Annotated in this window: 26 protein-coding genes; 14 read left to right on the top strand and 12 right to left on the bottom strand. The window is 72.6% G+C overall.

Annotated elements, in window-relative coordinates; all coding sequences use genetic code 11:
* Window positions 1-3: 3 nt before the first annotated feature.
* Window positions 4-1311, bottom strand: coding sequence for a DUF3152 domain-containing protein (locus NUT86_RS27115; RefSeq protein WP_446750836.1), 1308 nt, complete (start codon window positions 1309-1311; stop codon window positions 4-6).
* A gap of 152 nt (window positions 1312-1463) precedes the next feature.
* Entirely contained in the window at window positions 1464-2486 is a 1023-nt protein-coding gene (locus NUT86_RS27110) for an alpha/beta fold hydrolase (RefSeq protein WP_159486297.1), read from the bottom strand.
* A gap of 170 nt (window positions 2487-2656) precedes the next feature.
* On the opposite strand from NUT86_RS27110, the gene NUT86_RS27105 reads away from it, so the two are divergent.
* The 4 genes from NUT86_RS27105 (at window position 2657) to NUT86_RS27090 (ending at window position 4584) form a co-directional block, all read left to right on the top strand.
* A complete protein-coding gene (locus NUT86_RS27105) occupies window positions 2657-2875 on the top strand; it encodes a hypothetical protein (protein WP_018089432.1) in 219 nt (72 codons plus the stop codon).
* Window positions 2876-3023: 148 nt separating this feature from the next.
* Window positions 3024-3665, top strand: a complete 642-nt coding sequence (locus NUT86_RS27100) for a TetR/AcrR family transcriptional regulator (RefSeq protein ID WP_026169595.1) — start codon at window positions 3024-3026, stop codon at window positions 3663-3665.
* Window positions 3666-3783: 118 nt separating this feature from the next.
* Window positions 3784-4011, top strand: coding sequence for a DUF3107 domain-containing protein (locus tag NUT86_RS27095; RefSeq protein ID WP_018089430.1), 228 nt, complete (start codon window positions 3784-3786; stop codon window positions 4009-4011).
* A gap of 282 nt (window positions 4012-4293) precedes the next feature.
* Window positions 4294-4584, top strand: a complete 291-nt coding sequence (locus NUT86_RS27090) for a hypothetical protein (protein WP_018089429.1) — start codon at window positions 4294-4296, stop codon at window positions 4582-4584.
* Between the two features lie 24 nt (window positions 4585-4608).
* Here the strand turns inward: NUT86_RS27090 and NUT86_RS27085 are convergent, their stop codons facing one another.
* Window positions 4609-5346 (bottom strand): ferritin-like fold-containing protein, encoded by a 738-nt coding sequence (locus tag NUT86_RS27085; RefSeq protein ID WP_018089428.1) that lies wholly within the window; start codon window positions 5344-5346, stop codon window positions 4609-4611.
* A 311-nt stretch (window positions 5347-5657) separates the two neighbouring features.
* On the opposite strand from NUT86_RS27085, the gene NUT86_RS27080 reads away from it, so the two are divergent.
* The 3 genes from NUT86_RS27080 to NUT86_RS27070 all read left to right on the top strand — a co-directional run bounded on the left by NUT86_RS27080 (window position 5658) and on the right by NUT86_RS27070 (window position 9655).
* Window positions 5658-8069 (top strand): DEAD/DEAH box helicase, encoded by a 2412-nt coding sequence (locus NUT86_RS27080; RefSeq protein WP_274738019.1) that lies wholly within the window; start codon window positions 5658-5660, stop codon window positions 8067-8069.
* A gap of 114 nt (window positions 8070-8183) precedes the next feature.
* Entirely contained in the window at window positions 8184-9050 is an 867-nt protein-coding gene (locus NUT86_RS27075; RefSeq protein WP_148589241.1) for an alpha/beta fold hydrolase, read from the top strand.
* 125 nt (window positions 9051-9175) lie between these two features.
* On the top strand, window positions 9176-9655 hold the full coding sequence (locus NUT86_RS27070) for an SRPBCC family protein (RefSeq protein ID WP_018089425.1): 480 nt from the start codon (window positions 9176-9178) through the stop codon (window positions 9653-9655).
* Between the two features lie 65 nt (window positions 9656-9720).
* Here the strand turns inward: NUT86_RS27070 and NUT86_RS27065 are convergent, their stop codons facing one another.
* A complete protein-coding gene (locus tag NUT86_RS27065; RefSeq protein ID WP_018089424.1) occupies window positions 9721-10647 on the bottom strand; it encodes an NYN domain-containing protein in 927 nt (308 codons plus the stop codon).
* A 202-nt stretch (window positions 10648-10849) separates the two neighbouring features.
* Here NUT86_RS27065 and NUT86_RS27060 point away from each other — a divergent pair, with 202 nt between their 5' ends.
* Window positions 10850-11002 (top strand): hypothetical protein, encoded by a 153-nt coding sequence (locus tag NUT86_RS27060; protein WP_085925097.1) that lies wholly within the window; start codon window positions 10850-10852, stop codon window positions 11000-11002.
* Window positions 11003-11162: 160 nt separating this feature from the next.
* On the opposite strand, the gene NUT86_RS27055 is transcribed toward NUT86_RS27060, so the two are convergent.
* The 3 genes from NUT86_RS27055 to NUT86_RS27045 form a co-directional block, all read right to left on the bottom strand.
* On the bottom strand, window positions 11163-11771 hold the full coding sequence (locus NUT86_RS27055; RefSeq protein WP_018089422.1) for a MarC family protein: 609 nt from the start codon (window positions 11769-11771) through the stop codon (window positions 11163-11165).
* Window positions 11772-11957: 186 nt separating this feature from the next.
* Window positions 11958-12812, bottom strand: a complete 855-nt coding sequence (locus NUT86_RS27050) for a PHP domain-containing protein (protein WP_274738013.1) — start codon at window positions 12810-12812, stop codon at window positions 11958-11960.
* Window positions 12813-12970: 158 nt separating this feature from the next.
* Window positions 12971-13609 carry a DUF6758 family protein gene (locus NUT86_RS27045; RefSeq protein WP_018089420.1) on the bottom strand — a complete coding sequence of 213 codons (639 nt, stop codon included), beginning with the start codon at window positions 13607-13609 and terminating at the stop codon, window positions 12971-12973.
* 252 nt (window positions 13610-13861) lie between these two features.
* Here NUT86_RS27045 and NUT86_RS27040 point away from each other — a divergent pair, with 252 nt between their 5' ends.
* A complete protein-coding gene (locus NUT86_RS27040) occupies window positions 13862-15121 on the top strand; it encodes an MFS transporter (protein WP_274738011.1) in 1260 nt (419 codons plus the stop codon).
* Between the two features lie 115 nt (window positions 15122-15236).
* Here NUT86_RS27040 and NUT86_RS27035 read toward each other — a convergent pair whose 3' ends face one another.
* Entirely contained in the window at window positions 15237-15821 is a 585-nt protein-coding gene (locus NUT86_RS27035) for a suppressor of fused domain protein (RefSeq protein ID WP_093637681.1), read from the bottom strand.
* A gap of 502 nt (window positions 15822-16323) precedes the next feature.
* On the opposite strand from NUT86_RS27035, the gene NUT86_RS27030 reads away from it, so the two are divergent.
* Window positions 16324-17451, top strand: coding sequence for a magnesium and cobalt transport protein CorA (locus tag NUT86_RS27030; protein ID WP_018089418.1), 1128 nt, complete (start codon window positions 16324-16326; stop codon window positions 17449-17451).
* 126 nt (window positions 17452-17577) lie between these two features.
* Window positions 17578-18117, top strand: coding sequence for a hypothetical protein (locus NUT86_RS27025; RefSeq protein WP_274738008.1), 540 nt, complete (start codon window positions 17578-17580; stop codon window positions 18115-18117).
* A 71-nt stretch (window positions 18118-18188) separates the two neighbouring features.
* Here NUT86_RS27025 and NUT86_RS27020 read toward each other — a convergent pair whose 3' ends face one another.
* Window positions 18189-18974, bottom strand: a complete 786-nt coding sequence (locus NUT86_RS27020) for a hypothetical protein (protein WP_078518587.1) — start codon at window positions 18972-18974, stop codon at window positions 18189-18191.
* A 195-nt stretch (window positions 18975-19169) separates the two neighbouring features.
* Between NUT86_RS27020 and NUT86_RS27015 the strand changes: the two genes are divergently transcribed.
* Genes NUT86_RS27015 through NUT86_RS27005 form a run of 3 tightly spaced genes read left to right on the top strand, consistent with a single transcriptional unit; the run spans window position 19170 to window position 22251 of the window.
* Window positions 19170-20477: a magnesium transporter MgtE N-terminal domain-containing protein gene (locus NUT86_RS27015; RefSeq protein WP_018089415.1), complete on the top strand. Its 1308-nt coding sequence runs from the start codon at window positions 19170-19172 to the stop codon at window positions 20475-20477.
* Window positions 20467-21048 (top strand): DUF1003 domain-containing protein, encoded by a 582-nt coding sequence (locus NUT86_RS27010; RefSeq protein WP_109892429.1) that lies wholly within the window; start codon window positions 20467-20469, stop codon window positions 21046-21048. Before NUT86_RS27015 ends, NUT86_RS27010 begins: the two co-directional genes overlap by 11 nt.
* A gap of 42 nt (window positions 21049-21090) precedes the next feature.
* Complete coding sequence (locus tag NUT86_RS27005) at window positions 21091-22251, top strand: Mrp/NBP35 family ATP-binding protein (protein ID WP_018089413.1); 1161 nt, start codon at window positions 21091-21093, stop codon at window positions 22249-22251.
* A gap of 177 nt (window positions 22252-22428) precedes the next feature.
* Here the strand turns inward: NUT86_RS27005 and NUT86_RS27000 are convergent, their stop codons facing one another.
* From NUT86_RS27000 to NUT86_RS26990, 3 genes are all read right to left on the bottom strand, one after another.
* Window positions 22429-23070, bottom strand: a complete 642-nt coding sequence (locus tag NUT86_RS27000) for a hypothetical protein (RefSeq protein ID WP_018089412.1) — start codon at window positions 23068-23070, stop codon at window positions 22429-22431.
* A gap of 119 nt (window positions 23071-23189) precedes the next feature.
* Window positions 23190-23669 carry a sec-independent translocase gene (locus NUT86_RS26995; protein WP_159486305.1) on the bottom strand — a complete coding sequence of 160 codons (480 nt, stop codon included), beginning with the start codon at window positions 23667-23669 and terminating at the stop codon, window positions 23190-23192.
* Between the two features lie 116 nt (window positions 23670-23785).
* Complete coding sequence (locus NUT86_RS26990) at window positions 23786-26335, bottom strand: S1C family serine protease (RefSeq protein ID WP_342456259.1); 2550 nt, start codon at window positions 26333-26335, stop codon at window positions 23786-23788.
* Between the last annotated feature and the right edge of the window lie 66 nt (window positions 26336-26401).

The raw sequence follows: 26401 nt of genomic DNA, 5'->3' as shown, positions 1-26401 counted from the left end.
CGTTCAGCGCTGGGTGGGGAACGGCCAGGAGTTGGGACGGCAGGTCGCCCCGTCCGTCGTCAGGAACTTCGTCTGCTGCATCATCACCGGGGCCAGTGCGCCCTGCCGGGAGCAGACCTCGTGGTTGTGTCCGAGACGGTGGCCGACCTCGTGGTTGATCAGCATCTGCCGGTAGGCGTGCATCTTGTCGTGGCCGTAGGTCCGTGCGCCCTGCGCCCAGCGATAGGCGTTGATCATGACCCGTTCGGTCGCCGCGGAGTCGCAGGAGACCTTGTCCTGGCTGGTGTCGAGGTTGGACTTGGCGCACCACTTGTCGGTGGTCCCCGGACTCGCCAGCGTGATCACGAAATCGGCGTCGCCGGACCCCACCCGCTGGAAGGCCATCTTCCCGCCGTGTGCCCAACTCCGGCTGTCGTTGAGGGTCTTGTGCACCGCCTCGGCGAACAGCTCGCCGTCCAGCGGCAGCCCCTCCTCGATGTCGACGCGATAGCGCAGCACCTTGCCCTTGCCGGGCGCCTCGGCGTCACCGCCGGCCGGCTTGAACCGGCCGGTGGCCGTCAGTTCCGCATCCAACGGGAAGACCTGGTTCATCTTCTCGTCGTAACTGGCGGGCTTGGCGTCCTGGGTGGGCCTGCTGTGCGACCTGGAGGCCTCGTCGCCGAGCCCGTCGGTACGGTCGTTCCCGCTGCGCGGCTGCGGGTCACCGCTCTCCTTGTGCTGCTCGGCGACCTGGCCCGCGATGACCACGGCGAGCACGGTGGTCACCGCCGCGGCCGCCGCGCCGGTGAACGTCCGGCCCTTGCCGCCCTTCTGGGCGCCGTGCCGCGACTCCTCCGCGTCGAACCCGTCGTCCGGGTCCTGGCCCCCGGGGCCGCCCGGCCCCGCGCCGTCCGCGCCGAATTCCGCCTGCCGGTCCAGCTCGTCGATCTCGTTCCGGTCGAAGACGACCGAACGGCCGGTGTACCGGCCGCCGGGGGCCACCCCGTCCGCGCCGGGCCCGTAGGCACCGGCCGCCTGACCCGCCGTCCGGGGCGCGCCGGCCCGGAACACATCGTCGTCCGGGTCGCTCGCGCCTCCCGGACCGCCCTGGCCGCCCGGGAACCGCCCGGCGTCGAAGGCATCCACGTACTCACGCCGCGGTCCCGGCCCGCTGCCCGGTGCGGCGAGGGCCGGTCCGGCGGACATCTCCGCGCGCGGCCGGGGAATCCGGGGCGCCCCCTGGCCGGGCGCGGCCGGGGAGGCCGGCGCCCCGGGGAACTCGCCCCAGCCGCCGCCCGGCTCACGCTGTTCGGGATGCCCGCCGCGCACCACGTCGCCCTCGAACGGCTCGCGTCTGCGGCGTCCGGGGCCGGGTCCGGGTGAGGTGCCCCCCGAGGGGCCGTCGGCGGGCGGACCGGCCGTCGGCGGGGTGTCCGTTGCGGTTTCCGGCCGGGCTCGGCGGCTATGGCGTCCCACGGGGTGTGTCAGCTCCTGCCCGCATCAGCGGTCACGTCGGTCACTTCACTGTCGAGCAGTTCACGGACGGCCCGCGCCACTGTCTCCGGGTACTCCATCATCGCCACATGCCCCGCCTCCGGCAGCGTCAGCAGTCGCGAACCGCGGAACGCCGCGGCCGCCCGCCGCGCCATCCGGAAGGAGACCAGGCGGTCGCGCCCACCGTAGACGAGAAGGGTGGGAGCGAGCACTCTCTCTGCCTGACGCCACAAATTATGTTGTCCGCCGAGCGTGTAGGCGTTCACCAGGCCGCGCGCCGAGCGCTCCATCACCTCCCAGAAATAAGGGAGTTCGAGCCGTCGCGCATATTCGTCGGCCGCGGCGTTGAACCCTTCCGGGCTGACCCGGCCGGGGTCGCCGTAACAGAGCGCCAGCACCTCACGGGTGCGGCGCTCGGGCGTCCAGTCGTGGGTGAGCCGGCCGAAGAGCCCGGCGATGCCGGGTACGGCGAGCAGTGCGGTGGGCACCGCCGTCAGCTGCGGGCGCAGCTCGGGCAGCGCCGGAGAGATCAGCGTCAGGGTGCGCACGAGGTCGGGGCGCACGGCCGCCACGCGGGTGGAGGCGGCGCCGCCCATGGAGTTGCCGATGAGGTGGACGGGGCCGCGCCCGGCCGCGTCGAGGTAGCGGATGACCGCGCGGGCCTGCGCGGAGACGGAGTAGTTGCCGTCGTGCGGCGGCGGTGAGTGCCCGAAGCCGGGCAGGTCGACCGCCTCGCCGTCCACCCGGTCGGCGAGCAGCGGCATCAGGTCCGACCAGTTCTGCGAGGAGCCGCCGAGGCCGTGGACGTAGAGCGCGGGCTCGCGGTCCCGCCCGGCGCCGGCGTGTCCGTCGCCGTCCCGCGTGGCGGGCCGTCCGGCCGGTGCCCGTACGGTCAGCGTCAGACCCGGCAGGGTCACGGTGTGCACCGTCTCCGCCGCACCGTGCCGGCCGGGGCCGGCCGGGGGCACCGGGAGGGCGGCGGTCGCGGTGTCCGGCGACTCGGTCGAAGACATGCGTCGATGTTACGAGACGATCACGCCCCCGATCGTGTGTCCGCGGTCACACACCGCATCGCGCTGCCGCGGCCACTCTCCTACGCTCGTAGGCGAGGGCAGCCGCCCCGGCCCCTGCTGTCATGCCAGGCACCAGCCGTCGAAGCGAGCACGCGAGAAAGGGAGCCACCATGCGCGTCGACCCGACAGACCCGGATACTTTCGAGGACGAGAGCGACGCCACCGAATTCGATGTCGAAGCACCGGAAGCGGACGCGGCGGAGCAGTACACCGACGTCACCCCGCACCGCGACGAGCCGCCGACCCCCGTCGACCCGGACTCGGCGAACGAAGCGGATCGAGCCGAACAGGCCCGCGTCGTGGAGCTCAACGAAGACGAATACCGATGACCTGGGGCGTTATGTCGGCTTCCGCTATCGGGGCCGGGCATAAATTCTCGGCCCGGACCGCGCACAGCCGGGTTACCCAAAAGTACGATGGCGGGCGCGGTGCACCACCTTGTACTGGCCGCGTACGGAACAATTTCTGGGAGGCAGCGTGAGCGCCATCGAGCAGACCGAGGCGGCGCGCCCGCGGGGCACACGCCTGCCACGTCGAGCCCGGCGCAACCAGCTTCTGGGCGCCGCCCAGGAAGTTTTTGTGGCGCAGGGCTACCACGCGGCCGCGATGGACGACATCGCCGAGCGGGCGGGCGTCAGCAAGCCGGTGCTCTACCAGCACTTCCCGGGCAAGCTGGACCTCTACCTCGCCCTGCTCGACCAGCACTGCGAGTCGCTGCTGCACTCGGTGCGGGCGGCGCTGGCGTCGACGACCGACAACAAGCAGCGGGTCGCGGCGACGATGGACGCCTACTTCGCGTACGTGGAGGACCCGGGCGGCGCCTTCCGGCTGGTGTTCGAGTCGGACCTCACCAATGACCCGGCGGTCCGCGAGCGGGTGGACAAGGTGTCGCTGGAGTGCGCCGAGGCCATAAGCGCGGTGATCGCCGAGGACACCGGCCTGTCACAGGACGAGTCGATGCTGCTGGCCGTGGGCCTGGGCGGGGTCTCCCAGGTGGTGGCGCGCTACTGGCTGTCCTCGGAGAGCCAGGTCCCGCGGGACACCGCGGTGCAGCTGCTGACGTCGCTCGCGTGGAAGGGCATCGCCGGCTTCCCGCTGCAGGGCGGCGACACGCACTGACCCTGTTCGCTGCGGGCGTGGCCCAAGGCGTCCTGCGCATCCCCGTACCGGGCTAATGTGTGCTGCGTACGGCGCGGATGGCCGCGCACCCCAACTGACCGTCGGAGGGACAAAAGCCGTGGAGGTCAAGATCGGCGTGCAGCACGCGCCCCGCGAGATCATTCTGGAGAGCGGGCAGTCTGCCGAAGAGGTCGAGAGCGCGGTGTCCGACGCGCTGGGCGGCAAGTCACAGCTGCTGAGCCTGGTGGACGACCACGGTCGCAAGGTCCTGGTCCCGGCGGACCGGCTGGCCTATGTGGAGATCGGCGAGCCGACCGCCCGCAAGGTCGGATTCGGCGCGCTCTGAGCAGGGGGCGCCGACTGCGGCGCCCATGACGTGACAGGGGCGGCGGCCCGGGGATCTCCTCTCCGGACCGCCGCCTTTCTGTGTCTTCTCGCGGCTCGGCCGAGCGCCGGCGCCGGGCCCCGGGCCGTCGCATTTGCGCAGATCAGGCCGTTCGAGTCGGTTCGGCTGGGCTGATCAGGCAGCGGACCGGCGCCGGGAGGGTTGCTGCCGGTGCCCCCTGGGTACGACCGCCTACGACCGATTTGTTCGACCGATCGGCGTTGTCACGCGGGAGGGAACAGCATGATCTGGGAAGCACTCGGCGCCCTGCTCATCGGCTTTGCCATCGCCCTGTCCGCCACGCGATGGCTGCCCGACCGTTTCCCCTCGCGCGCCCTCACGCTGGCGACGGGCCCGGTCGCGGCGCTGCTCGGCGCCGTGCTGACCCGCTCGATCCTCGGCCCGGGATATCCCGTCCAGGTGATGGTCGCCTCGGTCGCCGTCGGGGCGGCCCTGCTGTCGGTCCTGGTGCGCCCGCCGCACCGCCGCCTTCGGCGACCGGCACCGGCACTGAAGGGGCACCGGACGGCCTGAACCGCCCGGCGCCCGGCAAGAACGTCAGGCCGCGAGCCCCAGCGCCGCCATCCGCTTGGTGTGCGCCTCGGTGATCCGCGAGAACATCCGGCCCACCTCCGCGAGGTCGAAGCCGTCGGCCACGCCGCCCACCAGCATCGTGGAGAGCGCGTCGCGGTCCGCGACCACCCGCTGCGCCTGCGAGAGCGCCTCGCCCATCAGACGGCGTGCCCACAGCGCCAGCCGCCCGCCGACCCGCGGCTCGGCCTCGATGGCCGCGCGCACCTTCTCCACGGCGAACGAGGCGTGCCCGGTGTCGTCCAGCACGGCCAGCACCAGATCACGGGTGTCGGAGTCCAGCCGGGCCGCGACCTCGCGGTAGAAGTCACTGGCGATCGAGTCGCCGACATAGGCCTTGACCAGGCCTTCCAGCCAGTCCGACGGCGCGGTCTGGCGGTGGAACTCGTCCAGGGCGGCGGCGAACGGCTCCATCGCCTCGTTCGGCTCCGCCTCGATCCGTGCGAGCCGGTCCCGCAGCCGCTCGAAGTGGTGGAACTCGGCCGAGGCCATCTTGGCCAGTTCGGCCTTGTCGTCCATCGTCGGCGCGAGCTTGGCGTCCTCCGCCAGGCGCTCGAAGGCGGACAGCTCGCCGTATGCGAGCGCGCCGAGCAGATCGATCACGGCGGCCCTGTACTGCGGGTCGGCGGATGCCTGCGCCCAGTTCTGGGCGGCGATCCCGGTGTGTTCTTGCGCGTCAGCCGCGGCGTTGTCAGGCGTTCCCATGACCGGCACAATAGCCCGCTCGGCGGTTCGGGGAAGGCCCTGGTCAGCCACTGCCGTTCCCTCGTACGAACGACGGTCGTAGCCGGCGCCCGGAGGCCGGACCAGGCCGTGATGTATTCCTCACTCATACAAGCCTTCGGATGGGCGCGCCATATCCGGGGTACAGTGGTATTTGGACCTGCCGAGTATCGGTGGGTCGTTCCACGAAGCGGATGCCCGGTCGGTGGCCCGATCGGCTCCAAACCGACCGCCCTCTTTTGCGGCGCGTAGCAGACATACGCACAGCAGGAGGGACACCGCTCGCGGCAGGAGTGCCTGAGCGTTGGCAGTGGTCCCGCCCCACCGGCCGTCTCCGGCCGGCCCGTACGAACCCGTACGAAGGTGCGGTACGACCCCCTTCGCCGCCTCACGCCGCGTCTCACAGAAGAGGCAAGATTCTGTCTACATTTCGAGACCTCGGGATTTTCCCCGAGACGGCCGAGGCGCTGGAAGCCGTCGGCATCATCTCCCCCTTTCCCATCCAGGAGCTGACGCTCCCCGTCGCCCTCTCCGGCAACGACGTCATCGGCCAGGCCAAGACCGGTACGGGCAAGACCCTGGGCTTCGGCCTGCCGCTCCTCGAGCGCGTCAGGGTCCCCGCGGACGTCGAGGCGGGCCGTGCCCGGCCCGAGGAGCTGACCGAGGCCCCGCAGGCCCTGGTGGTCGTGCCCACCCGCGAGCTGTGCCAGCAGGTCACCAATGACCTGCTCACCGCCGGCAAGGTGCGCAATGTCCGGGTGCTGGCCATCTACGGCGGCCGTGCCTACGAGCCGCAGGTCGAGGCGCTGAAGAAGGGCGTCGACGTCGTCGTCGGCACGCCCGGCCGCCTTCTCGACCTGGCGGGCCAGAAGAAGCTGAACCTCTCGCAGGTCAAGAGCCTGGTCCTGGACGAGGCCGACGAGATGCTCGACCTGGGCTTCCTGCCCGACGTCGAGAAGATCATCCAGCTGCTGCCGGCCAAGCGCCAGACGATGCTGTTCTCCGCGACCATGCCCGGCCAGGTCATCTCCCTGGCCCGCCGCTACATGTCGCAGCCCACGCACATCCGCGCCACCGCGCCGGACGACGAGGGCCAGACCGTCCGCAACACCACCCAGCACGTCTTCCGTGCCCACTCCATGGACAAGCCGGAGATGGTCGCCCGCATCCTGCAGGCCGAGGGCCGGGGCCTGGCGATGGTGTTCTGCCGTACGAAGCGGACCGCCGCCGATATCGCCGACCAGCTCGCGCGCCGTGGCTTCGCCTCCGGCGCGGTGCACGGCGACCTCGGCCAGGGCGCCCGTGAGCAGGCGCTGCGCGCCTTCCGCAACGGCAAGGTCGATGTCCTGGTCTGCACCGATGTCGCCGCCCGCGGTATCGACGTCGAGGGTGTGACCCATGTCATCAACTACCAGTCGCCCGAGGACGAGAAGACCTACCTGCACCGCATCGGCCGTACGGGCCGGGCGGGCGCCAAGGGCACCGCGGTCACCCTCGTCGACTGGGACGACATCCCGCGCTGGAAGCTGATCAACAAGGCGCTGGACCTGGCGTTCGACGAGCCGGAGGAGACCTACTCCACCTCGGCGCACCTCTACGCGCAGCTGAACATCCCCGAGGGCACCAAGGGCGTGCTGCCGCGCGCCGAGCGCACCCGGGCCGGGCTGGCCGCGGAAGAGGTCGAGGACCTGGGCGAGACCGGCGGCCGTGGCCGTGGTCCCCGTAAGGGCGCCGTCGTGGAGGAGGAGCGCCCCGCGCGCACCCGTACACCGCGGCAGCGCCGCCGCACCCGTGGCGGCACTGCGCTGGACGGCCCGGCCGGCTCCGAGGCGCAGACGACCGGGTCGCCCGCTGCCGCCGAGAGCAGCGAGGGCACGGAGGCCGCCGGACCGCGGCAGCCGCGCCGGCGTCGCCGTACCCGCTCGGGCCAGTCCGGTGCTGCCGCGCCGGCGCCGGTCGCCGAGGCCGCGCCCACCACCGCCGTGGTGACGGAGGCCGCCACCGTGGTGACCGAGTCCGCAGCCGTGGTGGCCGAGGCTCCGGCCGAGCCCGCCAAGCCGCGCCGCCGCCGTGCCCGGGTCGCGCGTCCGGTGGACACCGAGAGCTTCCAGACCGTCGAGGTCGCCGCGAGGGCGCTGGCGGCCGAGGGCGCGGCGATCGCCGCCGAGTCCGTGGCCGTGCCGGAGCCCGCCGAGGCGCTGGCCAAGCCGCGCCGCCGTAGCCGTAGCGCCGCCAAGGCTGCCGTGGAGACGGCGCCGGCCGTGGTGACGGAGTCCGTGGCCGAGGCCGCGGACACCGTGGTGGAGGCTCCGGCCAAGCCGAAGCGGACCCGTAAGACGGCCGCCGCCAAGGCCGCCGAGGCCGCGGTGGACACCGCCGAGGGCGCTGTCGAGGCTCCGGCCAAGCCCAAGCGGACGCGCAAGACGGCCGCCGCCAAGGCCGCCGAGGCCACGGCGGACACCGCGGAAGGCGCTGTCGAGGCTCCGGCCAAGCCCAAGCGGACGCGGAAGACCGCGGCCGCCAAGGCCGCCGAGGCCACGGTGGACGCCCCCGCCGCCGAGGACGCTCCGGCCAAGCCGAAGCGGACGCGGAAGAGCGCCGCCGCCAAGCCGGCCGCGGACGCTCCCGAGGCCGCCGAGGCCAAGCCGGTGCGCCGCCGCACCCGCGCCAAGGCCGCCGTGGCCGAGGCGACTCCCGAGAGCTGACCCTCCCGGACCACGCCGGACCCTTCCGGCCCGACGACCCGGCCCCGCACTGCGGGTGCCGGGTCGTCGGCGTCCCGGCCCCGTTTCGCCGTCCGGCCCGGATAACCTCACCTCATGAGCAGGCCGCCCACCCTCACACTGCCCCCGTGCGCCCGTGCGTACCGACTCGACACCGAGCGCGGCTCGTTCGCCGTGCAGGACGCCCGGCCCGAGGCCGCACCGATCGGGACCGCCCTGCTGGTGCCCGGATTCACCGGCAGCAAGGAGGACTTCGTCGCCTTGCTGGAACCGCTCGCCGCGGCCGGGTTCCGGGCGGTCGCGGTGGACGGCCGCGGGCAGCACGAATCCCCCGGTCCGCGCGATGAACTGGCGTATGCGCAAAGGGAGTTGGCTCTCGATGTGCTGGCTCAGGCGCGGGCCGTACAGGAGCCGGACAGCGGGCCGGTCCATCTGCTGGGGCACTCCCTGGGCGGGCTGATCACCCGGGCCGCCGTGCTGCTGGACGCGGCCCCGTTCCGTTCCCTCACCGTGCTCAGCTCCGGGCCCGCCGCCATCGAGGCGTCCCAGCAGGCCCGGGTACGGATGCTGATCGAGGCGCTCGGCACGCTCGACATGGAGAGCGTCTGGCGGGCGATGCGCGAACTGGATCCCCCGGAGGCGGCGGACGCGGCGACGCCGCCGGAGGTCGGCGCGTTCCTGCACCGTCGTTGGCTGAACACCGTCCCCGAGCAGCTGATCGCGACCGGCCGGCAGATGCTGGAGGAGCCCGACCGGGTGGCGGAGCTGGCCCGTACGGGGCTGGCCACCCATGTCGTCTCCGGCGCCGTCGACTATGCCTGGCCGGTGTCGTGGATGGACGCCATGGCCGAGCGGCTGTCCGCCCGGCGCACCGTCATCGAGGGCGCCGAGCACTCCCCCAACGCCGAACGCCCGGAGAAGACGGCCGAGGCGCTGGCGGGGTTCTGGAGCGGGGTGGGCTGAGGCCGGGCCGTGTGGGCCGAGCGGGCGGTGTCGCCAGGACAGCGCCGGGCGGTTCGGCGAGCATCGAGGGAGACGGGCCGGCACCGGCGCCCGGTCCGCACCGGCTTCGTACGAAGGGCTCCCTGATGACCGAGAATCCGGCGACTCCCCCGGCCGACCCCGAAGGCCCCCATGGCATCGCGCTCACCCGGACCTTCGATGCCCGCCCCGAGCTGGTCTTCGAGGCGTGGACGACGCCCGAGCACTTCGGGTACTGGTTCGGCGGGGAGCTGACGGTGCCGGTCGACCGGATGACGATGGATCCCCGGCCGGGCGGGGTCTGGAGTCTGGTGATGCAGACCCCGGACGGCGGTGAGCTGCCGTTCTCCGGGGTCTACCGTGAGGTCGCGCCCCCGGAGCGGCTGGAGTTCACGCTCAAGGACGCGTCCGCGCCGGACGGCATCGAGGGCGAGATCGTCCGGGTCACCCTGACCGCCCTCGGGGACCGTACGGAGATGGCCTTCCGTCAGCTCGGCGGCAATCTCACCTCCGAGCAGTACCGCCAGGCGGAGGCGGGCTGGTCGGGCTTCTTCGACCGCCTCACGGAGCTGCTCGCGCGGGCCTGATCCGGCCCTTCGCACCCCGCCGGCCCCGACCGCGGCGGACCCGGCCCTGACCCATCGGACAGGCCCTAGTACTGCCCCTGAACGTGGTCCCAGAAGCCGTCGCGCAGGACCCGGCGCAGATCGGCATGGCCGCGCAGGGAGTGCCGCAGCAGCGCCTCCGACGCGGTCAGGAGTTCCTGGTCGACGGCGCCGGGCAGATAGGGGTGACCGGGGAGCAGCCCGGCCACCCACTCGCGGCCGCGTTCCGACAGCCACTGGGCGGCGACCTGTGCGCCGACGAAGCGCACATCGTCGCGGCTGGGCGCCGGCCCCTCGCCCACCGGCTGGTCGGAGAAGTCGACACCGGCCCGCCGGGTGACGTACGGCTTGCAGAACTCCAGGTCGAAGGTGCGCGCACTGTCGACCTCCCACAGCAGCGGCTCGGCCTGATTGCGGCCGCCGGAGGCCTCGATGCCCCAGAGGTGGACCCGTGCGCCGTAGCCCTGTGCCGCCTCCACCGCGGAGACCAGGTCCTCGTCGCCGCCGATCAGCACCGCGTCGCTGATCGCGCGGTGCCGGGCCAGCGACTCCAGGTCCGAACGGATCAGGGAGTCGACGCCCTTCTGCTGGTTGTTGGCGTTGAGGTTGCCGAGCCTGACCTTCACGTCGGGCAGCTCGGCGATCCGCTGCTGCTCCTGGGTGTGGATACGGCGGCGGGCGCCGTCGTACCAGTAGACGCGCAGCAGCCGGCTGTCCGGGAAGATCATCCGGGCCTTGTCGATAAAGGCCTCGATGATCCCTTCCGCGTCCAGGTCGAAGGCCTTACGGTCCTCCGTGCCGGCGACCAGCCGGCCCGCCGCGGCGTACACATAGCCCGCGTCGACGAAGGCCGCATGGGTGGACGGGGTGGTGGCGACCTCGGCGAGCACCCGCGTGAGCAGCTCATTGGTGCGCTCGATACCGGCGGCGAGCGCGGCGAGGTCGGTGGGGCCCGTGGGCTGGACGTCATTCATACCGGCCCCATTGTCCGGGCGGTCACTCTGCGGGCACAACCGCTCCCCCGCGGGCGTACTTAGACCGTCGAAATTTTTCTTTAGCGTAGGGAATGATTGCACTGGGCAGGACGTTCTACCAGTACGGAGCGCCGGGCAGTGACGCCGGGCAGCTCCGGCTCAAGAGTTCTCCACAGGAGGATCAGACGAAGGGAGAAGCCGTATGCGCTTCGAGATCATGCGCCTGGACGATGTCGACGGCACCGCCGTGGACAGCACCGTCGTGGACGCCGCCTCCGTCAACCGGATCGTGCAGCAGGCCGCCTCGACGGGCCAGCGCATCTACATCCGGCCGGCCGACACCGCCGTCCGCTAACACCGAGTTCCACCGTCCGACGACGCACGAGATCTGACGCACGACATCTCACGCACGACACCTGACGGCCGGCCGCGATCGGCCGCACCGCACGAGCGCCCCCGTACGCACAGGTCGTACGGGGGCGCTGCGCTGTCCGCGGCCGTGGGCCGCCGGGGCGTCAGGCCGCCGACTCGATCACCTGCAGTACGCCGTTGATGATCTGCTGTACGGCGAGCGCGGAGAGCATCATGCCCGCCAGCCGCGTGACCAGGACCACTCCCCCGTCCTTGATCACACGGATGATCACCAGCGAGAACCGCATCACCAGATACAGCACCACATGGATCGCCGCGATCGCCGCCCAGACGGAGATCTGCGCGGCGACGCCGTGGGCGTGCTGCACCGCGAGGATCACCGACACGATCGCGCCGGGCCCGGCCAGCAGCGGCATGCCCAGCGGCACCAGCGCCACATTGACGTCCTTGGTCTGGGTCGGCTCCTCCGACTTGCCGGTCAGCAGATCCAGCGCGACCAGCAGGAGCAGCAGACCTCCCGCGATCATCAGCGCGGGTGTGGAGATGTGCAGCCGCCCCAGGATCTGCCGGCCGAAGAGGCCGAAGAGGGCGATGACACAGAAGGCGACGGCGGCCGCCTGCCAGGCCATCCGGCGCTGCACCTTGGCCGGCCGGCCGGAGGTCAGGGCCAGGAAGATCGGGGTGATGCCCGGCGGATCCATGATCACGAACAGGGTGACGAAAAGAGTACTGAAGACGGCGACGTCGAACACGGTGAAGGCCTTGCGAGAGGTGGTACGGGATGAGCCACGGACCGGCGCGCGGACGCGGGCCCGTAAGAAAGGGGGTGGTGGGATGGCCGGGCAGGGGTCCGCTGATCGCCCGGACCGAAACGGCCCGTTGAAGGGTGACGGCCCTGCGGACCGGGGCGCGCGGCGCGGCAGCCGGCCGCGGCGGGCTCAGCCGCCGGTGCCGGGAACGGGGAAGGCGCCGGTCGCGCGGCGCACGATCTCGCCGTAGATCTCGGGGTCGGTGGTGTAGTCGCCGAGCCGGCAGGTCTTGCGGCTGCCGTGGTAGTCGCTGGAGCCGGTGGGCAGCAGGCCGAGGTCGGCGGCCATGCCGCGCAGTCGCGCGCGGGTCGGCTCATCGTGGTCCATGTGGTCGACCTCGATACCGTCGAGGCCGGCCGCGGCCAGTTCGGCTATCGCGCTCTCCGGTACGCAGCTGCCGCGCTTGACGGCCAGCGGATGCGCGAAGACGGTGACCCCGCCCGCGGCCTTGACCAGCCGGATCGCGTCGAACGGGTCGAGCTCGTGCTTCTGCACGTACGCCCGGCCGTCATTGGCGAGCCACTCGGAGGTGAAGGCGTCGGAGACGGTGGGGACCACGCCCAGGTCGACGAGGGCGGTGGCGATGTGCGGCCGCCCCACGGCGCCGTCCCCGGCGATCCGGGCGACCTGCTCCCAGGTGATCGGCACACCGAGGTCCCGCAGCTTGGCGACCATGCCCTGGGCCCGCGGCACCCGGTCGTCCCGCACCAGCTCCCGCTCGCGGGCGAGCTCGGGCTCCTCGGGGTCGAAGAGGTAGGCGAGCATATGGAGGCTCACCCCGTCGATCCGGCAGGAGAGTTCGGCGCCGGTGATCAGCGTCAGCCCACCGGGCAGCGCCGCCCGTGCCTCGGCGTGGCCGCCGACGGTGTCGTGGTCGGTCAGCGCGACGACGTCCAGACCGGCGGCCGCGGCGTTGCGCACCAGCTCGGTGGGGGTGTCCGTACCGTCGGAGGCCGTGGAGTGGGTGTGCAGATCGATGCGCACGACGCGGACTCCAGACTGCTGCGGGACGGACGGGGGACGGGGCCCGGGACACGCCGGGTACAGGTACACCGTAAGGGGACCTCAGCAGGATACCGGGCGGCCGGGTGGCACCCGCCCCCGCCGGACGGCCGCAGCGGCCCGGACCACAGGCCCGGCGGTCAGCTCAGGATCCGCGGCGACAGGGCACCACACGGCAGCAGATCCACCTCGGCCCCGGCCTCGCGCAGATCGGTCAGCACCAGCTCGTCGTACATCATCAGACCCGACTGCTCGGGCCAGGCGATCGCCCAGATCCACAGCCCGCGTGCCTCACCCGCGAAGACCGCGCGGTCCGGGGGCGCGTCGTCGACATGCCACAGCGGGGTCGGGCGGCCGGCGGCGAGCACCTTGCCGTGCGGGTGCTTGTCGACGCAGATGTGGCGGCCGGGGTCGGGGCCGTCGATGCCCGCGTAGCGCGCGCCGAGTCCGACGCCCAGTTCCTCGGCGATCAGCAGCAGTTCGCCGGGGCCGCCGAGCGGGCTGGGGCCCGTGCAGGCCACCGCGGTCGCCCGGCCGCCGCTGCGGTCGTCGCCGGCGCAGGCCACACCGGTGAACAGCCAGCCGACCGGCAGCGGCCAGGGCATCCATACGGGCACCTGGGCGCGGTGCACGACTACGCCGAGCGCCTCGACGCTCGGCGGGACGACCGGCTGGAGTGGATGCACGGTGCCGTGCAGGGCGCACTGCCAGGTGTCGGAGAAGAGACCGGGCGCCCTTACCCGGCCTCCGCACTTCGGGCAACTGGGTTCGCCCCTCATAGGGACCCACGGTCCTCCAGCCCCGCCGCCGCGTCAAGGACGATCACCCGACCGGTGTGCCCCGAATCACGTACGCCGCCGCGCAATTGACCGCTTTCCCCGGCTGGCCCGCCCCCGCCGGGGCAACTAGTTGCAGCTTGCATTCTTTAGAACGCCTAACTTATTGTGTGTAAACGTCAACGATCTCGGCGGTCGCACCGGGCCGCCGCGGACCAGGGATACGCAACCGGCAACAGGAAGGGGAACCGCAGCATGAGCGGCACGAAGAACGGCGGCCACAGCGGCGCGGACGATCCGTTCGAGGAGGGCGGCACCTCCCTGCTCCGCCAGCCGAAGGCCGTCTGGGCCACGGCGGGCGCCTCGGTCGTGGCCTTCATGGGCATCGGCCTCGTCGACCCGATCCTCCCCTCGATCGCCCGGGGCCTGCACGCCACCAACAGCCAGGTCTCCCTCCTCTTCACCTCCTACTTCCTGATCACCGCCGTCGCGATGCTGGTCACCGGCTTCGTCTCCAGCCGCATCGGCGGCCGCAAGACGCTGCTGGCCGGGCTGGCGCTGGTGGTGGTCTTCGCGGCGCTCTCCGGAATGTCGGGGTCCGTCGCCGAACTGGTCGGCTTCCGGGCGGGCTGGGGCCTGGGCAACGCCCTGTTCGTCTCCACGTCCCTGGCGGTGATCGTGGGCGCGGCGACCGGCGGGAGCAGCGCCGCGATCCTGCTGTACGAGTCCGCGCTGGGCCTCGGCATGGCCTGCGGCCCGCTGCTGGGCGCGGTCCTCGGTGACATGAAGTGGCGCTACCCGTTCTTCGGGACCGCCGTCCTGATGGCCATCGGCTTCCTCGCCATCACGGCCTTCCTCAAGGAGCAGCCGAAGCCGGCCGCCAGGACCTCGCTCCTCGCCCCGGTCAAGGCGCTCGGCCACGGCGGGCTGGCCGCCACCGCCGTCTCCGCGTTCTTCTACAACTACGCGTTCTTCACGGTGCTGGCCTTCACCCCGTTCGTGCTGAACATGTCCCCCTACAAGTCGGGCGGTGTCTTCTTCGCCTGGGGTGTGCTGCTCGCGGTGTTCTCGGTGATCGTGGCGCCCCGGCTGCAGCACCGCTTCGGCTCGCTGAAGGTGCTGTGCGCCTCGCTGCTGCTGCTCGCCGCCGATCTGCTCGTGCTGGGCTACGGCGACCACACCACCGCCATCGTCTGCACCGTCCTGTCCGGCGCCTTCATCGGCCTGAACAACACCGTCTTCACGGAACTGGCGCTGGGCGTCTCGGACGCTCCGCGCCCGGTGGCGAGCGCCGGCTACAACTTCGTACGCTGGTTCGCGGCGGCGGCCGCGCCGTTCCTCGCGCCCAAGATCGAGGAGTGGACCGATGTCCACCTCCCCTTCGTGGTCGCGGCCGGTGCGGCGGTGACCGGCACCGTCATCGTCGCGGTCCGGCGCCGGGCGCTGACCACCGAGGCCGAGGAGCGGGCCCCGCAGCACGCCACGGAGGACGGGGTCACGGCCTTCGCCCGCTGAGCCGCACCGGCCGCCGCGCCCGCCCCCGCAAGGAACCCCCGCAAGAAAACTGACGCCCCGTCCGCCCTCCCTCCGGAGGGCCGACGGGGCGCACCACTGCCCGGCGGCTCGCGGCTCAGTCGAGCGGAACGCCCGCGCGCAGCGGATCGCGCAGATCCGTACCGTGCTCCAGCCAGCGCTTCTCCAGGGCCTCGGCGCCGTGCACCCGCTTCCAGGCCGCCTCGTTGGGCGTCATCGGCAGCAGCGGCAGAAAGCGGACCGGCTCCATCGGCTCATCCAGTTCGAGGTCCTCGACGAGACCACCGGGCGAGGCGACCAGCACCGAGGTGAAGGCCGCGCCCGGCCACAGCGGCTCACCCACGTCCAGCGAAGCGCCGGGCGCCACGACCACCCCCTCGACCTGCGGGGACGCGGCGAGCACGGCGAGCGCCCGGAGCGCCTTGTCGGTGTCGGCGCGGCCGGCCCGTACGGACAGCACGAGTTCGGCGCGCGGGCCGCGCAGGGGATCGGCCAGCACGGCGGTGGGGTCGGCCATGGGCTGCGCGGACATCCCGAGCGTGGCGTAACGGACCACCCCGCTGTCCACGAAGCGGAGGACCTCGATACGGTCGGTCCCGAGGAAAGTGACGGCGGCGCGCGCGTCCGGCTCGCCCAGGGTTGTCCGCAACCGGGCCTCGACCAGCTCAAGAACGTCAGACATGGCGCGAGCATACGGCCGGTCCCGTGCCCGGCTGTCACCCCTCGACGGGCTGCTGTGCGGCGTCCCCGTTCTTCGTATCGAACGGGCAAAGCGGCACCGTAACGCTTCAGGCGGCTGATAGCCTTGCCGTCTGGTCAGGGAATGACGTCGTCCCCCAACGGGGACCGGCCGGAGGAGGTGGGGCTGCGGTGGATCCGAGTCGACCGTGCAGTACCGATAGTTCTCCCGTCATCCCCCTCGCGCAGCGAATCTCCTGATCCGAGAGCTTCCGTACCCAGCCGCTCAGCGGTGAAACCAGGGAAGCACCTTTGCGCCGGAAGTAGATGACGGAAGAGCGCCTTCGACTCTTTGTTCCGTGTTTTCTGCGAACTGCCGTCAGTGCCCCCGCACGGAGCGCCGCCCGCTTTGCGGACGTACGGCCGATGACGCCTCGTACGTCCACGTTCCGGGCAGCGTTGCCCCCCGCGCCCGCGCTGACGGCCGGCCCGTGAAGGAGCCTGCCATGTCGATGATCCGCGACCTGCGCGCCGCCGTCCGTCCGTCCCGGCGTCGCGACGACCCCTCGTACCACTACGCCGCGTCCGCCCCCGTCTGCCCGAACAGCGCCATCGTCGACTGCGGTGTCTACCGCGAGGGCCGCCGGGTGAGCGAGCACGTCACCCCGGCCGAGGCGATGGCCGGCGTCCGGGCCGAGGGCGGCTTCGCCTGGATCGGGCTGCACGAGCCGACCGAGGCCGAATTCGCCGGTATCGCCCAGGAGTTCGGGCTGCACCCGCTCGCCGTCGAGGACGCCGTGCACGCCCACCAGCGGCCCAAGCTGGAGCGCTACGACGAGACGCTGTTCACCGTCTTCAAGACGGTCCACTACGTCGAGCACGCCGAGCTGACCGCCACCAGCGAGGTCGTGGAGACCGGCGAGGTGATGTGCTTCACCGGCCGGGACTTCATCGTGACCGTGCGGCACGGCGGCCAGGGCTCGCTGCGCGCGCTGCGGCACCGGCTGCAGGACGACCCGGAGCTGCTGGCCAAGGGGCCGTCCGCGGTGCTGCACGCCATCGCCGACCAGGTCGTCGACGGCTACATGGCGGTGGCCGGCGCGGTGCAGGACGACATCGACGAGGTGGAGATCGACGTCTTCAGCTCCGGCTCCAACGGCAAGGGCCCCGGCAGCAAGGGCTCCCCCAAGGGCGGCGACGCCGGACGGATCTACCAACTCAAGCGTGAGGTACTGGAGTTCAAGCGGGCGGTGTCGCCGCTGCTGCGGCCGATGCAGCTGCTGAGCGAGCGTCCGATGCGGCTGGTGGACTCCGACATCCAGAAGTACTTCCGGGATGTCGCCGACCACTTGGCGCGGGTCAACGAGCAGGTGCTGTCCTTCGACGATCTGCTCAACTCCATCCTCCAGGCCAACCTCGCGCAGGCCGCCGTCGCGCAGAACGAGGACATGCGCAAGATCACGGCATGGGCGGCGATCTTCGCCGTGCCCACGATGATCGCCGGGATCTACGGCATGAACTTCGACTACATGCCCGAGCTCCACTGGAAGTTCGGCTATCCGGCCGTGCTGCTGGCGACGGTCGCCATCTGCTTCGGCATCCACCGCGGGTTCAAGCGCAACGGCTGGCTGTGACCCCGGCTCGCGGCACCCGCCCGCGGGGCCGCCCGTCGCCGTCCGCCGCCGCGGCCCGCGGGTCCGCGCATCTCAGCGCCTGGGCGGCCCCGGTCGCCCGTGGCCGGGGCGATTAGGCTGAGCCGTATGACGGAGACCGTGTCGCAGGCCCTGCAGGATCGGGCGCTCATCGAAGAGGCCACGAAGAAGTCCGGCCTCATCTGGGTACGGGGGACGGCGGGCCCGTCCCGTGCGCTGTGGCATCTGTGGCTCGACGGAGCCGCCTGCCTCATCGGGGACGGCGCCGGCGAACAGCCGCTGGCCGACCTCGGGCTGACCGACGGCGGGACCGCGACGGTCACCGTCCGCAGCAAGGACAAGGGCGGCCGGCTGGTCGCCTGGCAGGCCGGGGTCGTCGAGCTGGCGCCGGAGAGCGAGGCCTGGCGGGCCGCGGTCGACGAGCTCAAGGGCAAGCGGCTCAACGCGCCGGACGCGGACACCCTCACGGAGCGCTGGGCGCGCGAGTGCCGGGTGCTGCGGCTGGAGCCGACCGGGGGCACCACACAGCGTCCCGGACAGATGCCCGAGGAGTCGCACGCCGCACCGCCGCTGGCGACCTCCGCGATCACCCGGCGGCCCGTCCCGGCCGCGCTGCCGAAGCTGCTGCGGCGGGGGCGCAAGGGCTGAGGCCCCGGGCCGTCAGGCCCCTGCCCCGCCCCGCCCGGCGACAGGGAAGGGTACGGGCCGGCCGTGCCCCGTTACCGGCCGCCGCCGGAGATCCGGGGGCCGTAGTCCACGACCTGGTCCTTGGGCGGGGCCTTGAGGTCCACGCTCTTGCCCCAGTCGGCGAACCGCACCACGCCCGCGCCGCCGGCGCGCCGCAGCCGCAGCGGGTAGGGCGTGCCCTCCAGCGAGACGTCCAGGGTGCCGCCGGAGCCCGCGGCGGCGGTGAGCCGGATGGTGCGGACCCCGTCGAGGTCGTCGCGGTCCCCGGCAGTCAGCTTGCCGTGCAGCCCGAGCAGACCGGCGAGCAGGGTGTCCTTGTCGGTGAAGCCGCTGAAGCGCTTGTAGACGGGGTCCTTGGCGGGCACCTTGACGTATTTGCCGCCGAGCTTGTTCGCCGCCTGGTCGGGCGCGCCCGACCGGCCGCTCTTCTCACCGGCCCAGAAGGCCGCGTCCGCCTTCAGATAGAGCGCCTCGCCGACCCGCAGCAACTGGAAGGCGGCGGCCTTCGTGGTCAGCTCGCCCTTGGCGCCGTCCTTGGCCAGGCTCATGTCGAGCTTGTAGGTGCGGCCCTGGCTGACGACATTGCCGGAGAGATGCACCGTATCGGCGCGCTGGGCCGCGGCCCGCGCCTTGGACTCGATCTTCGCGGCGGGCAGCTTTCCCATGCCGTTGGTGCCGGCGTCCGGATCTTCCTCCTCGCCGCAGCCGGTCAGCCCCACGGCCAGTGCCGCGCAGACCGCCCCCACGAGCGCGGCCCGTCCCGTACGACGGGTTCCGGGCAGGGGTCGGGGGCCGGCGCCCGGGGGGATTGCGCTCACGTCGGCTCTGCCTCCTGATGCGGGTGACGTCGACAGCAGTACGGCAGCGTACCTGTGCTGCGCAGGCTCTTCCGCGGGGTGCGTGGCGGTCACCCTACGGCCTCTTTCACCGGGGCGGCGCGGACCCGGGCGCGTTAGCCTGAACCCGGATCGATGCCTTATTTCGGGCCGAACGGGAGAAGGGCGGCGCTCTGCATGGCAGTCGTGACTCCCCGGGTCTTCGTCTCCCATCTCGCCGGCAGCGCCGTCTTCGACCCCAACGGCGACCAGGTCGGCCGGCTGCGGGACCTCGTCGCCCTGCTCCGGGTCGGCGACCGGCCGCCGCGGCTGCTCGGTGTGGTCGTCGAGGTGATCAGCCGGCGCCGGATCTTCGTCCCCATGACGCGGGTGACCGGTGTGGACTCCGGCCAGATCGTCATCACCGGCGTGGTCAACATGCGGCGCTTCGAGCAGCGGGCGTCCGAGACGCTGGTGCTCGGGGAGCTGCTCGACCGGCGGGTGCGGCTGGTGGAGACCGGTGAGGAGGTCACCGTGCTCGACATCGGCATCACCCAGCTGCCGGCCCGCCGGGACTGGGAGATCGACAAGGTCTTCGTGCGGAAGGGGAAGGGCGGGGCGCTGCGCCGCAAGGGAGAGGCGCTGACCGTGGAGTGGTCGGCGGTGACCGGCTTCTCGCTGGAGGAGCACGGGCAGGGCGCGGAGAGCCTGCTGGCCACCTTCGAACAGCTGCGGCCCGCCGACCTGGCCGGGGTGCTGCACCACCTCTCCGCCAAGCGCCGCGCCGAGGTCGCCGCGGCGCTCGACGACGACCGGCTCGCCGACGTCCTGGAGGAGCTGCCGGAGGACGACCAGGTGGAGATCATCGGCAAGCTCAAGGACGAGCGGGCCGCCGACGTCCTGGAGGCGATGGACCCGGACGACGCCGCCGATCTGCTCTCCGAGCTGCCGGAGGAGGAGAAGGAGCGGCTGCTGGCGCTGATGCGGCCGGAGGAGGCCGCGGATGTGCGGCGGCTGATGTCGTACGAGGAGCGGACCGCGGGCGGGCTGATGACCACCGAGCCGATCGTGCTGCGGCCGGACGCGACCGTCGCGGACGCGCTGGCCCGGGTCCGCGACCCGGACCTCTCCCCCGCCCTGGCCGCCCAGGTCTATGTCTGCCGGCCCCCGGACGAGACCCCCACCGGCAAGTACCTGGGCCTGGTGCACTTCCAACGGCTGCTGCGCGACCCGCCGTTCACCCTGGTCAGCTCGATCGCCGACACCGATCTGCCCGCCCTGCCGCCGGACACCCCGCTGCCGGAGGTGACCAGCTATCTGGCCGCGTACAACATGGTCGCCGCGCCGGTCGTGGACGAGAGCGGGGCCCTGCTGGGCGCGGTCACCGTCGACGACGTGCTGGACCATCTGCTGCCGGACGACTGGCGGGAGGACGGGCTGCACGGCACGGCGGCCGCCGGTCTGACCGGCAACGGCAGCCTCGGGAAGGCCGCGCATGGGCGCTGACGAACGGGACGGCGGCCGGGAACGGTCGCGGGCGAACGGCGCCTCCGCGCTGCGCCGGGGCGCAGCCGACCGCCCGCGGGTGCGCCTGGACCAGCCGCGCGCGCCCCGCCGTACGTTCCTGCCCGAGTACGACCCGGAGGCCTTCGGACGGCTCTCGGAGAAGATCGCCCGCTTTCTGGGGACCGGCCGCTTCATCGTCTGGATGACCTTCACCATCATCGTGTGGGTCATCTGGAACACCACCGCGCCCAGCGGTCTGCGGTTCGACCAGTACCCGTTCATCTTCCTGACGCTGGCGCTCTCGCTCCAGGCGTCGTACGCCGCGCCGCTGATCCTGCTGGCGCAGAACCGCCAGGACGACCGCGACCGGGTCACCCACGAGCAGGACCGCAAGCAGAACGAGCGCTCCATCGCCGACACCGAGTATCTGACCCGGGAGATCGCGGCGCTGCGGCTCGGGCTCGGCGAGGTCGCCACCCGCGACTGGATCCGCTCCGAGCTCCAGGACATGCTCAGGGATCTGGAGCTGCGGCAGCCGGCTGACGCGGAGAGTGATGAACGCGACCGCTGACGGGCTTTCCGGAGGCACCCTCACGCGCCGTACCATCGGGTCATGGCTACCGACACGCCCCATGGCGGCACCCCGAGCGAGGACGCGGTCCGCGACGCGCTCGCGACGGTGAACGACCCCGAGATCCACCGCCCCATCACCGAGCTGGGGATGGTCAAATCGGTGGACATCGCGGCGGACGGCGCGGTGGCGGTCGTGGTCTATCTCACCGTCTCCGGCTGCCCGATGCGCGAGACGATCACGAACAACGTGCGCGAGGCCGTCGAGCGGGTCGAGGGCGTCACCTCCGTCGCCGTCGAGCTGGACGTGATGAGCGACGAGCAGCGCAAGGAGCTGGCGACCTCGCTGCGCGGCGGCACCGCCGAGCGTGAGGTGCCGTTCGCCCAGCCCGGTTCGCTGACCCGGGTCTACGCGGTCGCCTCCGGCAAGGGCGGTGTCGGCAAGTCCTCGGTGACGGTCAACCTCGCCGCGGCGATGGCGGCGGACGGTCTGAAGGTCGGTGTCGTGGACGCCGACATCTACGGCCACTCGGTGCCCCGGATGCTCGGTGCCGACGGCAAGCCCACCCAGGTCGAGAACATGATCATGCCGCCGTCGGCGAACGGCGTGAAGGTCATCTCGATCGGTATGTTCACCCCGGGCAACGCCCCCGTCGTCTGGCGCGGCCCGATGCTGCACCGCGCGCTCCAGCAGTTCCTCGCCGACGTCTACTGGGGCGATCTGGACGTGCTGCTGCTGGACCTGCCCCCGGGCACCGGCGATATCGCGATCTCGGTGGCACAGCTGGTGCCGAACGCCGAGATCCTGGTGGTCACCACCCCGCAGCAGGCCGCCGCCGAGGTCGCCGAGCGGGCCGGTTCGATCGCCGTGCAGACCCACCAGAAGATCGTCGGCGTGGTCGAGAACATGTCCGGGCTGCCCTGCCCGCACTGCGACGAGATGGTCGATGTCTTCGGCACCGGCGGCGGCGAGCGGGTCGCCGAGGGCCTGACCCGGACGACGGGCACTCAGGTGCCGGTGCTCGGCTCCATCCCGATCGATGTCCGGCTGCGCGAGGGCGGCGACGAGGGCAAGCCGGTCGTGCTGACCGACCCCGACTCCCCCGCCGGTTCGGCCATCCGGTCGATCGCGGGCAAGCTGGGCGGCCGGGCGCGGGGCCTGTCCGGTATGTCGCTGGGGATCACCCCGCGCAATAAGTTCTGAGACGGCGACCGGTGCTGCGCCCCATGGAGGTCGCGGCCCCGGCTCCCGGATGACGCGGAAAGGGGCGGGCCCACACGGGTCCGCCCCTCGCTGTTGCGCCGGGCCGTCCGGTGCCTGGCTGTCCGGTGCCGGGCCGCCCCGGCCCTCGGCTCGGCCTCGGCTCTCGTACCCGGCCGGTCAGCCCTCGTACGCGGCCAGATCCTTGATCACCGAGAAGCCCAGGCCGTACGCGCTCATCCCGCGCCCGTAGGCGCCGATGTGGACCTCCTCGGGCCCCTCGCTCGCCGAGCCGGCCAGCACCCAGCCGTACTCGGACTCGCGGTAGGCGAACGAGGTGGGCACCCCGTCCACCGGCAGCATCAGCTCGCTCCAGCTCCCGCCGCCGAGGTCGTCGGCCAGCTCCCAGGCGAGCATCGTCTGCTGGTCCAGCCAGTCCTGGCGCAGCGTCCGGTCCATCTGGGTCGGCCAGGTCTGCGCGAGCAGCCCCGACCCGGCGAGCCAGGCGGCCGTCGAGACCGAGGTCGCCTCCAGGACGCCGGTCCCGTCACCGCTGCGCCGCACGGGGCGGCTGGCGACCGTCACCACGACCGCGAACCGCTCGTCCTGCGGCGGTTCCACCTTGATGGTGGGCTCCTCGCCGTGCCCGGTGGCGCCGTGCTCGACGGTGCCGTCCGCGGCCGCGCCGACCTGCATCAGCCAGCGCGGACCGGTGAACGCCTCGTCGAGGCCGTACCACGGGAACGCGGCCAGCAGATAGCCGTCGACCTTCCGGCCGGCGGCGGCCGCCTCATGTGTCGCTGACGGACTGGTCGTCTCCATCTGCGCGGAGCCTCCTTGTTGCCCTGCGTCGTGGGCGGCCCGCCCCCCTCAGGCGACCGAACCCCGGACACCCGGAGCATAGCCATAGGCGTCCACACAGACAGTCATACCGGTGTGTGTCAGGTGGCGTCGGCGTCGAACGGCGGACGCTCGTCCGGCTGAGCGGGCCTCTTGACCATGTCGGGAGACCCGGCGGAGGCGGCCGGGGACTCCTTGGACAGGCTCGGACCCGAGCCGTTCGAGGACGTGGCGGAGGAGGCGCTGTCGTGGCCGTGGACGGCGTCGGTGACCTCGGCCATCTCCTTCTTCAGGTCGAAGCCGTTACGGATCTCCTGAAGGTCCTTGAGGCCGTACTCGTCCTTCTCCAGGACGTGTTTGCGCACGAAGTTCTTGGGCTTGAGGTCCTCGAACTCGAAGTCCTTGAACTCCGGCCCCAGCTCGCTGCGGATGTCTTCCTTGGCGCTGTCCGAGAACGCCCGGACCTTGCGGACGAAGGACATGACGTCCTGGATGACCTTGGGGAGCTTGTCCGGACCGAAGATGAGCACGGCAAGGATCACGAGCGCCACCAGCTCGAGGGGTCCTATGTCGAAGAACACCTTGCAGCTCCTTGGGTTATCCGCGGCCTTCGGTGGCCTAGGGGCCAGGCCGCCTATCACGGTACCTGGCCCCGTACGTCGGGCGGGAGTCGCCCGTACCAACACCATGCAAACGATCAGCCCGTACTGGAGGATCCCAGGCTGAGCCGGACGGACCGTTCCTTACCGCCCCTTTGGAGGGTCAGCACCAGCGTGTCGCCGGGCCGGTGGCTGCGGATCTTGACGATCAGCTCCTCACCGCTGTGCACCGGGGCACCGTCCACCTTGGTGATCACATCGCCGGCCTTGATCCCGGCCTTGGCGCCGGGGCCGCCCGGGAGGACCGGCTCCTTGCCGTCCTTGCTGCGCTCGCTGACCCGCGCCCCGTCGCCGGCGTACTCCATCTCCAACGTGACGCCGATCACCGGGTGTGTCGCCCGGCCGGTGTTGATCAGCTCCTCGGCCACCCGCTTGGCCTGGTTGATGGGTATGGCGAAGCCCAGCCCTATGCTGCCGCCCTGGGCGCCGCCGTCCAGACCGCTGCCGCTGTCGGCCGCGCGGATGGCGCTGTTGATGCCGATCACCCGCGCCTTGGCGTCCACCAGCGGGCCGCCGGAGTTGCCCGGGTTGATGGGGGCGTCGGTCTGCAGCGCGTCCACATACGACACATCGCTGCCGTCGCCCTTCTTGCCGCCCGCGGTGATCGGGCGCTGCTTGGCGCTGATGATCCCGGACGTGACGGTGTTGGCGAGGTCGAAGGGGGCGCCGATCGCCACCACAGGGTCGCCGACCCGCACCGAGTCGGAGTTGCCGAGGGTGAGCGGCCGCAGCCCCGCGACGCCCTCCACCTGGACGACGGCGAGGTCGTAGCCGCCGTCCCGGCCGACGACCTTGGCCTTGGCCGTCTGGCCGCCGCTGAAGGTCACCGAGATCTCGCCGCCGCTGCCGGCCGGTTCGACGACGTGGTTGTTGGTGAGGATGTGCCCCTGGTGGTCGAGGACGAAGCCGGTGCCCGTCCCCTGTTCGGCGCCGCCCCGTACGTGGAGCGTGACCACCCCGGGCAGCGCGGTCTGCGCGATCCCGGCGACGCTGTCGGGCTTACGGCCCCCCTCCTCGGCCGCGGACTGCGGAAGCTTGATGTCGCTGATGCCGCCGTAGCGCTCGACATACGCGCCGATGCAGCCGCCGACGCCGCCCGCGAGCAGGGCGAGCGCCACCGCACCGGCGACCAGCGGCGCACGCCGGCCGCGCCGGCCGGGCGGCGCCGCGACGGGCCCGCCCTGCAGCGGCGCGCTCCAGGGGTCGTACTGCTGCCAGGCGCCCTGGCGGGCGGGGGCGTGCCCGGGGGCGGCGGCCGGGCCGCCGTCGCCGGGTCCGGGGGTGCCGGGCTGCGGCCCGGCCGGGTAGGGCGCGGTCGCCGAGGCCGGGCGGGGGCCGCCGTCGCCGGGGTGGGGGACGAAGGCGCCGTCCGCGCCCTCCTGTGCGGCGTCGGGTCCGGCCGCGGGGTCCAGGGGGGCGCTCTGCGAGCCGGTGGGCCCGGGGGCCGCGGTCCGGCCGGGAGCGGGCAGCGGGGCGCCGGGCTTCTGGAGTCCCGGCCGGTGGGGCGCGGCCGGTTCGGTGGCGGGTTGGGGGTGTGCGGTGTCGGCCGCCCCGGCCGGGTGCGGCTGCTCGGCGCCCGGTGCGCGCTCCTCGCCGGGCGCGCCCGGGGGCGCGGCGGGTGGCGGCGGGCCCGGGTAGGCGGGGGCCTGCATCGCGTGCTGCGGGGCGGCCGGGGCGCCGTACGGGGGCAGCGCTGCGGTCTGCGGCGGCAGCACCGTGCCCTGTGCGGGGGTCGCCATCGGCCGCTGTACGGGCGGCGCGGGCGCCCAGGGTCCGGGGCCGCCGTACGGAGGGGTGCCGTACGGGTCCTCGGCGTGCAGCGGCTGCTGCCGCTGGGGCGCTGTGCCCGGGGCCTCGGCCGAGGGAGGCGCAACGGGCGGCACCGGAGCGGCTTCGGGTGCGGGGGCGGCCGCGGTGGTCGTACGGGCCGTCGTGGCCGTAGTGGCGGCGGCGTCCGGGGTCCCGGCAGCCGGTGTGGCCCCGTCCCGTGCGCCAGCGCGCACCTGACCGAGCGTCACGGTCGCCGCGGCCGGACGCGCACCGCCGGCGGTCCGGCCGTCCACAGCCCCGGCAGTCCCCTGGTCCGTACCGTCCACGGCTACGGAACCCTGGGCCGGGGTCAACTCATCGACGGTATCGGGCACTTCGGCCGCTTCGGCGCCTCCGGGCGGCGTGGGCGCCACCGAGCCGTTCCGCGGCTCCGGCGGACGCACGGTCCAGTCCTCCGTCTGCTGCCCGGCGGACGTGCCCGGCGCGTGGGGCGTCCGGGCGGTCAATTCCTCCGCCGGCCCGGACGTATCGGTCACCGCGGCACCGGCCGGTCCGGACCCGTCCGGCGAGCCCGTCGTCCCGTCAGGCGAGCCCGCCATCCCGTCCGGTGCTCCCCCCTGCTCCGGCGGACGCACGAGCCAGTCCTCGGCGCTGTGCACGTCGGACGTGCCGGTGCCCTCGGTCCGCGTCCCGTCCGCCGGGCTGCCGGCGGACGGCACCGTCTGCGGACCGGCCTCGGCGGACGGTTCCGTGCCCGGGGTACCCCCCGGACGGCTCCACCACTTCAGCTTCGGCCCGGCGGCCTTACCGTCGTCCATGCTCTCCCCAGAGTTCGCCCGCACCGTGCGCGGGCCACCACCACCTCGCGGACGCGCCCGCTCAGG

Origin of the sequence: Streptomyces sp. G7(2002) (assembly GCF_028870195.1) — a bacterium.
Classification (GTDB): Bacteria; Actinomycetota; Actinomycetes; order Streptomycetales; family Streptomycetaceae; genus Streptomyces; species Streptomyces nigrescens.
The sequence above is the reverse complement of the archived record's forward strand: the minus strand, read 5'-3'. Positions and strand labels throughout refer to the sequence as shown.

What these genes read in the sequence shown, in the direction of transcription:
- NUT86_RS27010 (WP_109892429.1), top strand. Translation starts at nt 20,467, where the DNA reads ATGGGCGCTGACGAACGGGACGGCGGCCGGGAACGGTCGCGGGCGAAC.
- NUT86_RS27060 (WP_085925097.1), top strand. Translation starts at nt 10,850, where the DNA reads ATGCGCTTCGAGATCATGCGCCTGGACGATGTCGACGGCACCGCCGTG.
- NUT86_RS27040 (WP_274738011.1), top strand. Translation starts at nt 13,862, where the DNA reads ATGAGCGGCACGAAGAACGGCGGCCACAGCGGCGCGGACGATCCGTTC.
- NUT86_RS27000 (WP_018089412.1), bottom strand. Translation starts at nt 23,070, where the DNA reads ATGGAGACGACCAGTCCGTCAGCGACACATGAGGCGGCCGCCGCCGGC.
- NUT86_RS27075 (WP_148589241.1), top strand. Translation starts at nt 8,184, where the DNA reads ATGAGCAGGCCGCCCACCCTCACACTGCCCCCGTGCGCCCGTGCGTAC.
- NUT86_RS27070 (WP_018089425.1), top strand. Translation starts at nt 9,176, where the DNA reads ATGACCGAGAATCCGGCGACTCCCCCGGCCGACCCCGAAGGCCCCCAT.
- NUT86_RS27045 (WP_018089420.1), bottom strand. Translation starts at nt 13,609, where the DNA reads ATGAGGGGCGAACCCAGTTGCCCGAAGTGCGGAGGCCGGGTAAGGGCG.
- NUT86_RS27090 (WP_018089429.1), top strand. Translation starts at nt 4,294, where the DNA reads ATGATCTGGGAAGCACTCGGCGCCCTGCTCATCGGCTTTGCCATCGCC.
- NUT86_RS27005 (WP_018089413.1), top strand. Translation starts at nt 21,091, where the DNA reads ATGGCTACCGACACGCCCCATGGCGGCACCCCGAGCGAGGACGCGGTC.
- NUT86_RS26990 (WP_342456259.1), bottom strand. Translation starts at nt 26,335, where the DNA reads ATGGACGACGGTAAGGCCGCCGGGCCGAAGCTGAAGTGGTGGAGCCGT.
- NUT86_RS27025 (WP_274738008.1), top strand. Translation starts at nt 17,578, where the DNA reads ATGACGGAGACCGTGTCGCAGGCCCTGCAGGATCGGGCGCTCATCGAA.
- NUT86_RS27110 (WP_159486297.1), bottom strand. Translation starts at nt 2,486, where the DNA reads ATGTCTTCGACCGAGTCGCCGGACACCGCGACCGCCGCCCTCCCGGTG.
- NUT86_RS27085 (WP_018089428.1), bottom strand. Translation starts at nt 5,346, where the DNA reads ATGGGAACGCCTGACAACGCCGCGGCTGACGCGCAAGAACACACCGGG.
- NUT86_RS27015 (WP_018089415.1), top strand. Translation starts at nt 19,170, where the DNA reads ATGGCAGTCGTGACTCCCCGGGTCTTCGTCTCCCATCTCGCCGGCAGC.
- NUT86_RS27030 (WP_018089418.1), top strand. Translation starts at nt 16,324, where the DNA reads ATGTCGATGATCCGCGACCTGCGCGCCGCCGTCCGTCCGTCCCGGCGT.
- NUT86_RS27065 (WP_018089424.1), bottom strand. Translation starts at nt 10,647, where the DNA reads ATGAATGACGTCCAGCCCACGGGCCCCACCGACCTCGCCGCGCTCGCC.
- NUT86_RS27035 (WP_093637681.1), bottom strand. Translation starts at nt 15,821, where the DNA reads ATGTCTGACGTTCTTGAGCTGGTCGAGGCCCGGTTGCGGACAACCCTG.
- NUT86_RS27105 (WP_018089432.1), top strand. Translation starts at nt 2,657, where the DNA reads ATGCGCGTCGACCCGACAGACCCGGATACTTTCGAGGACGAGAGCGAC.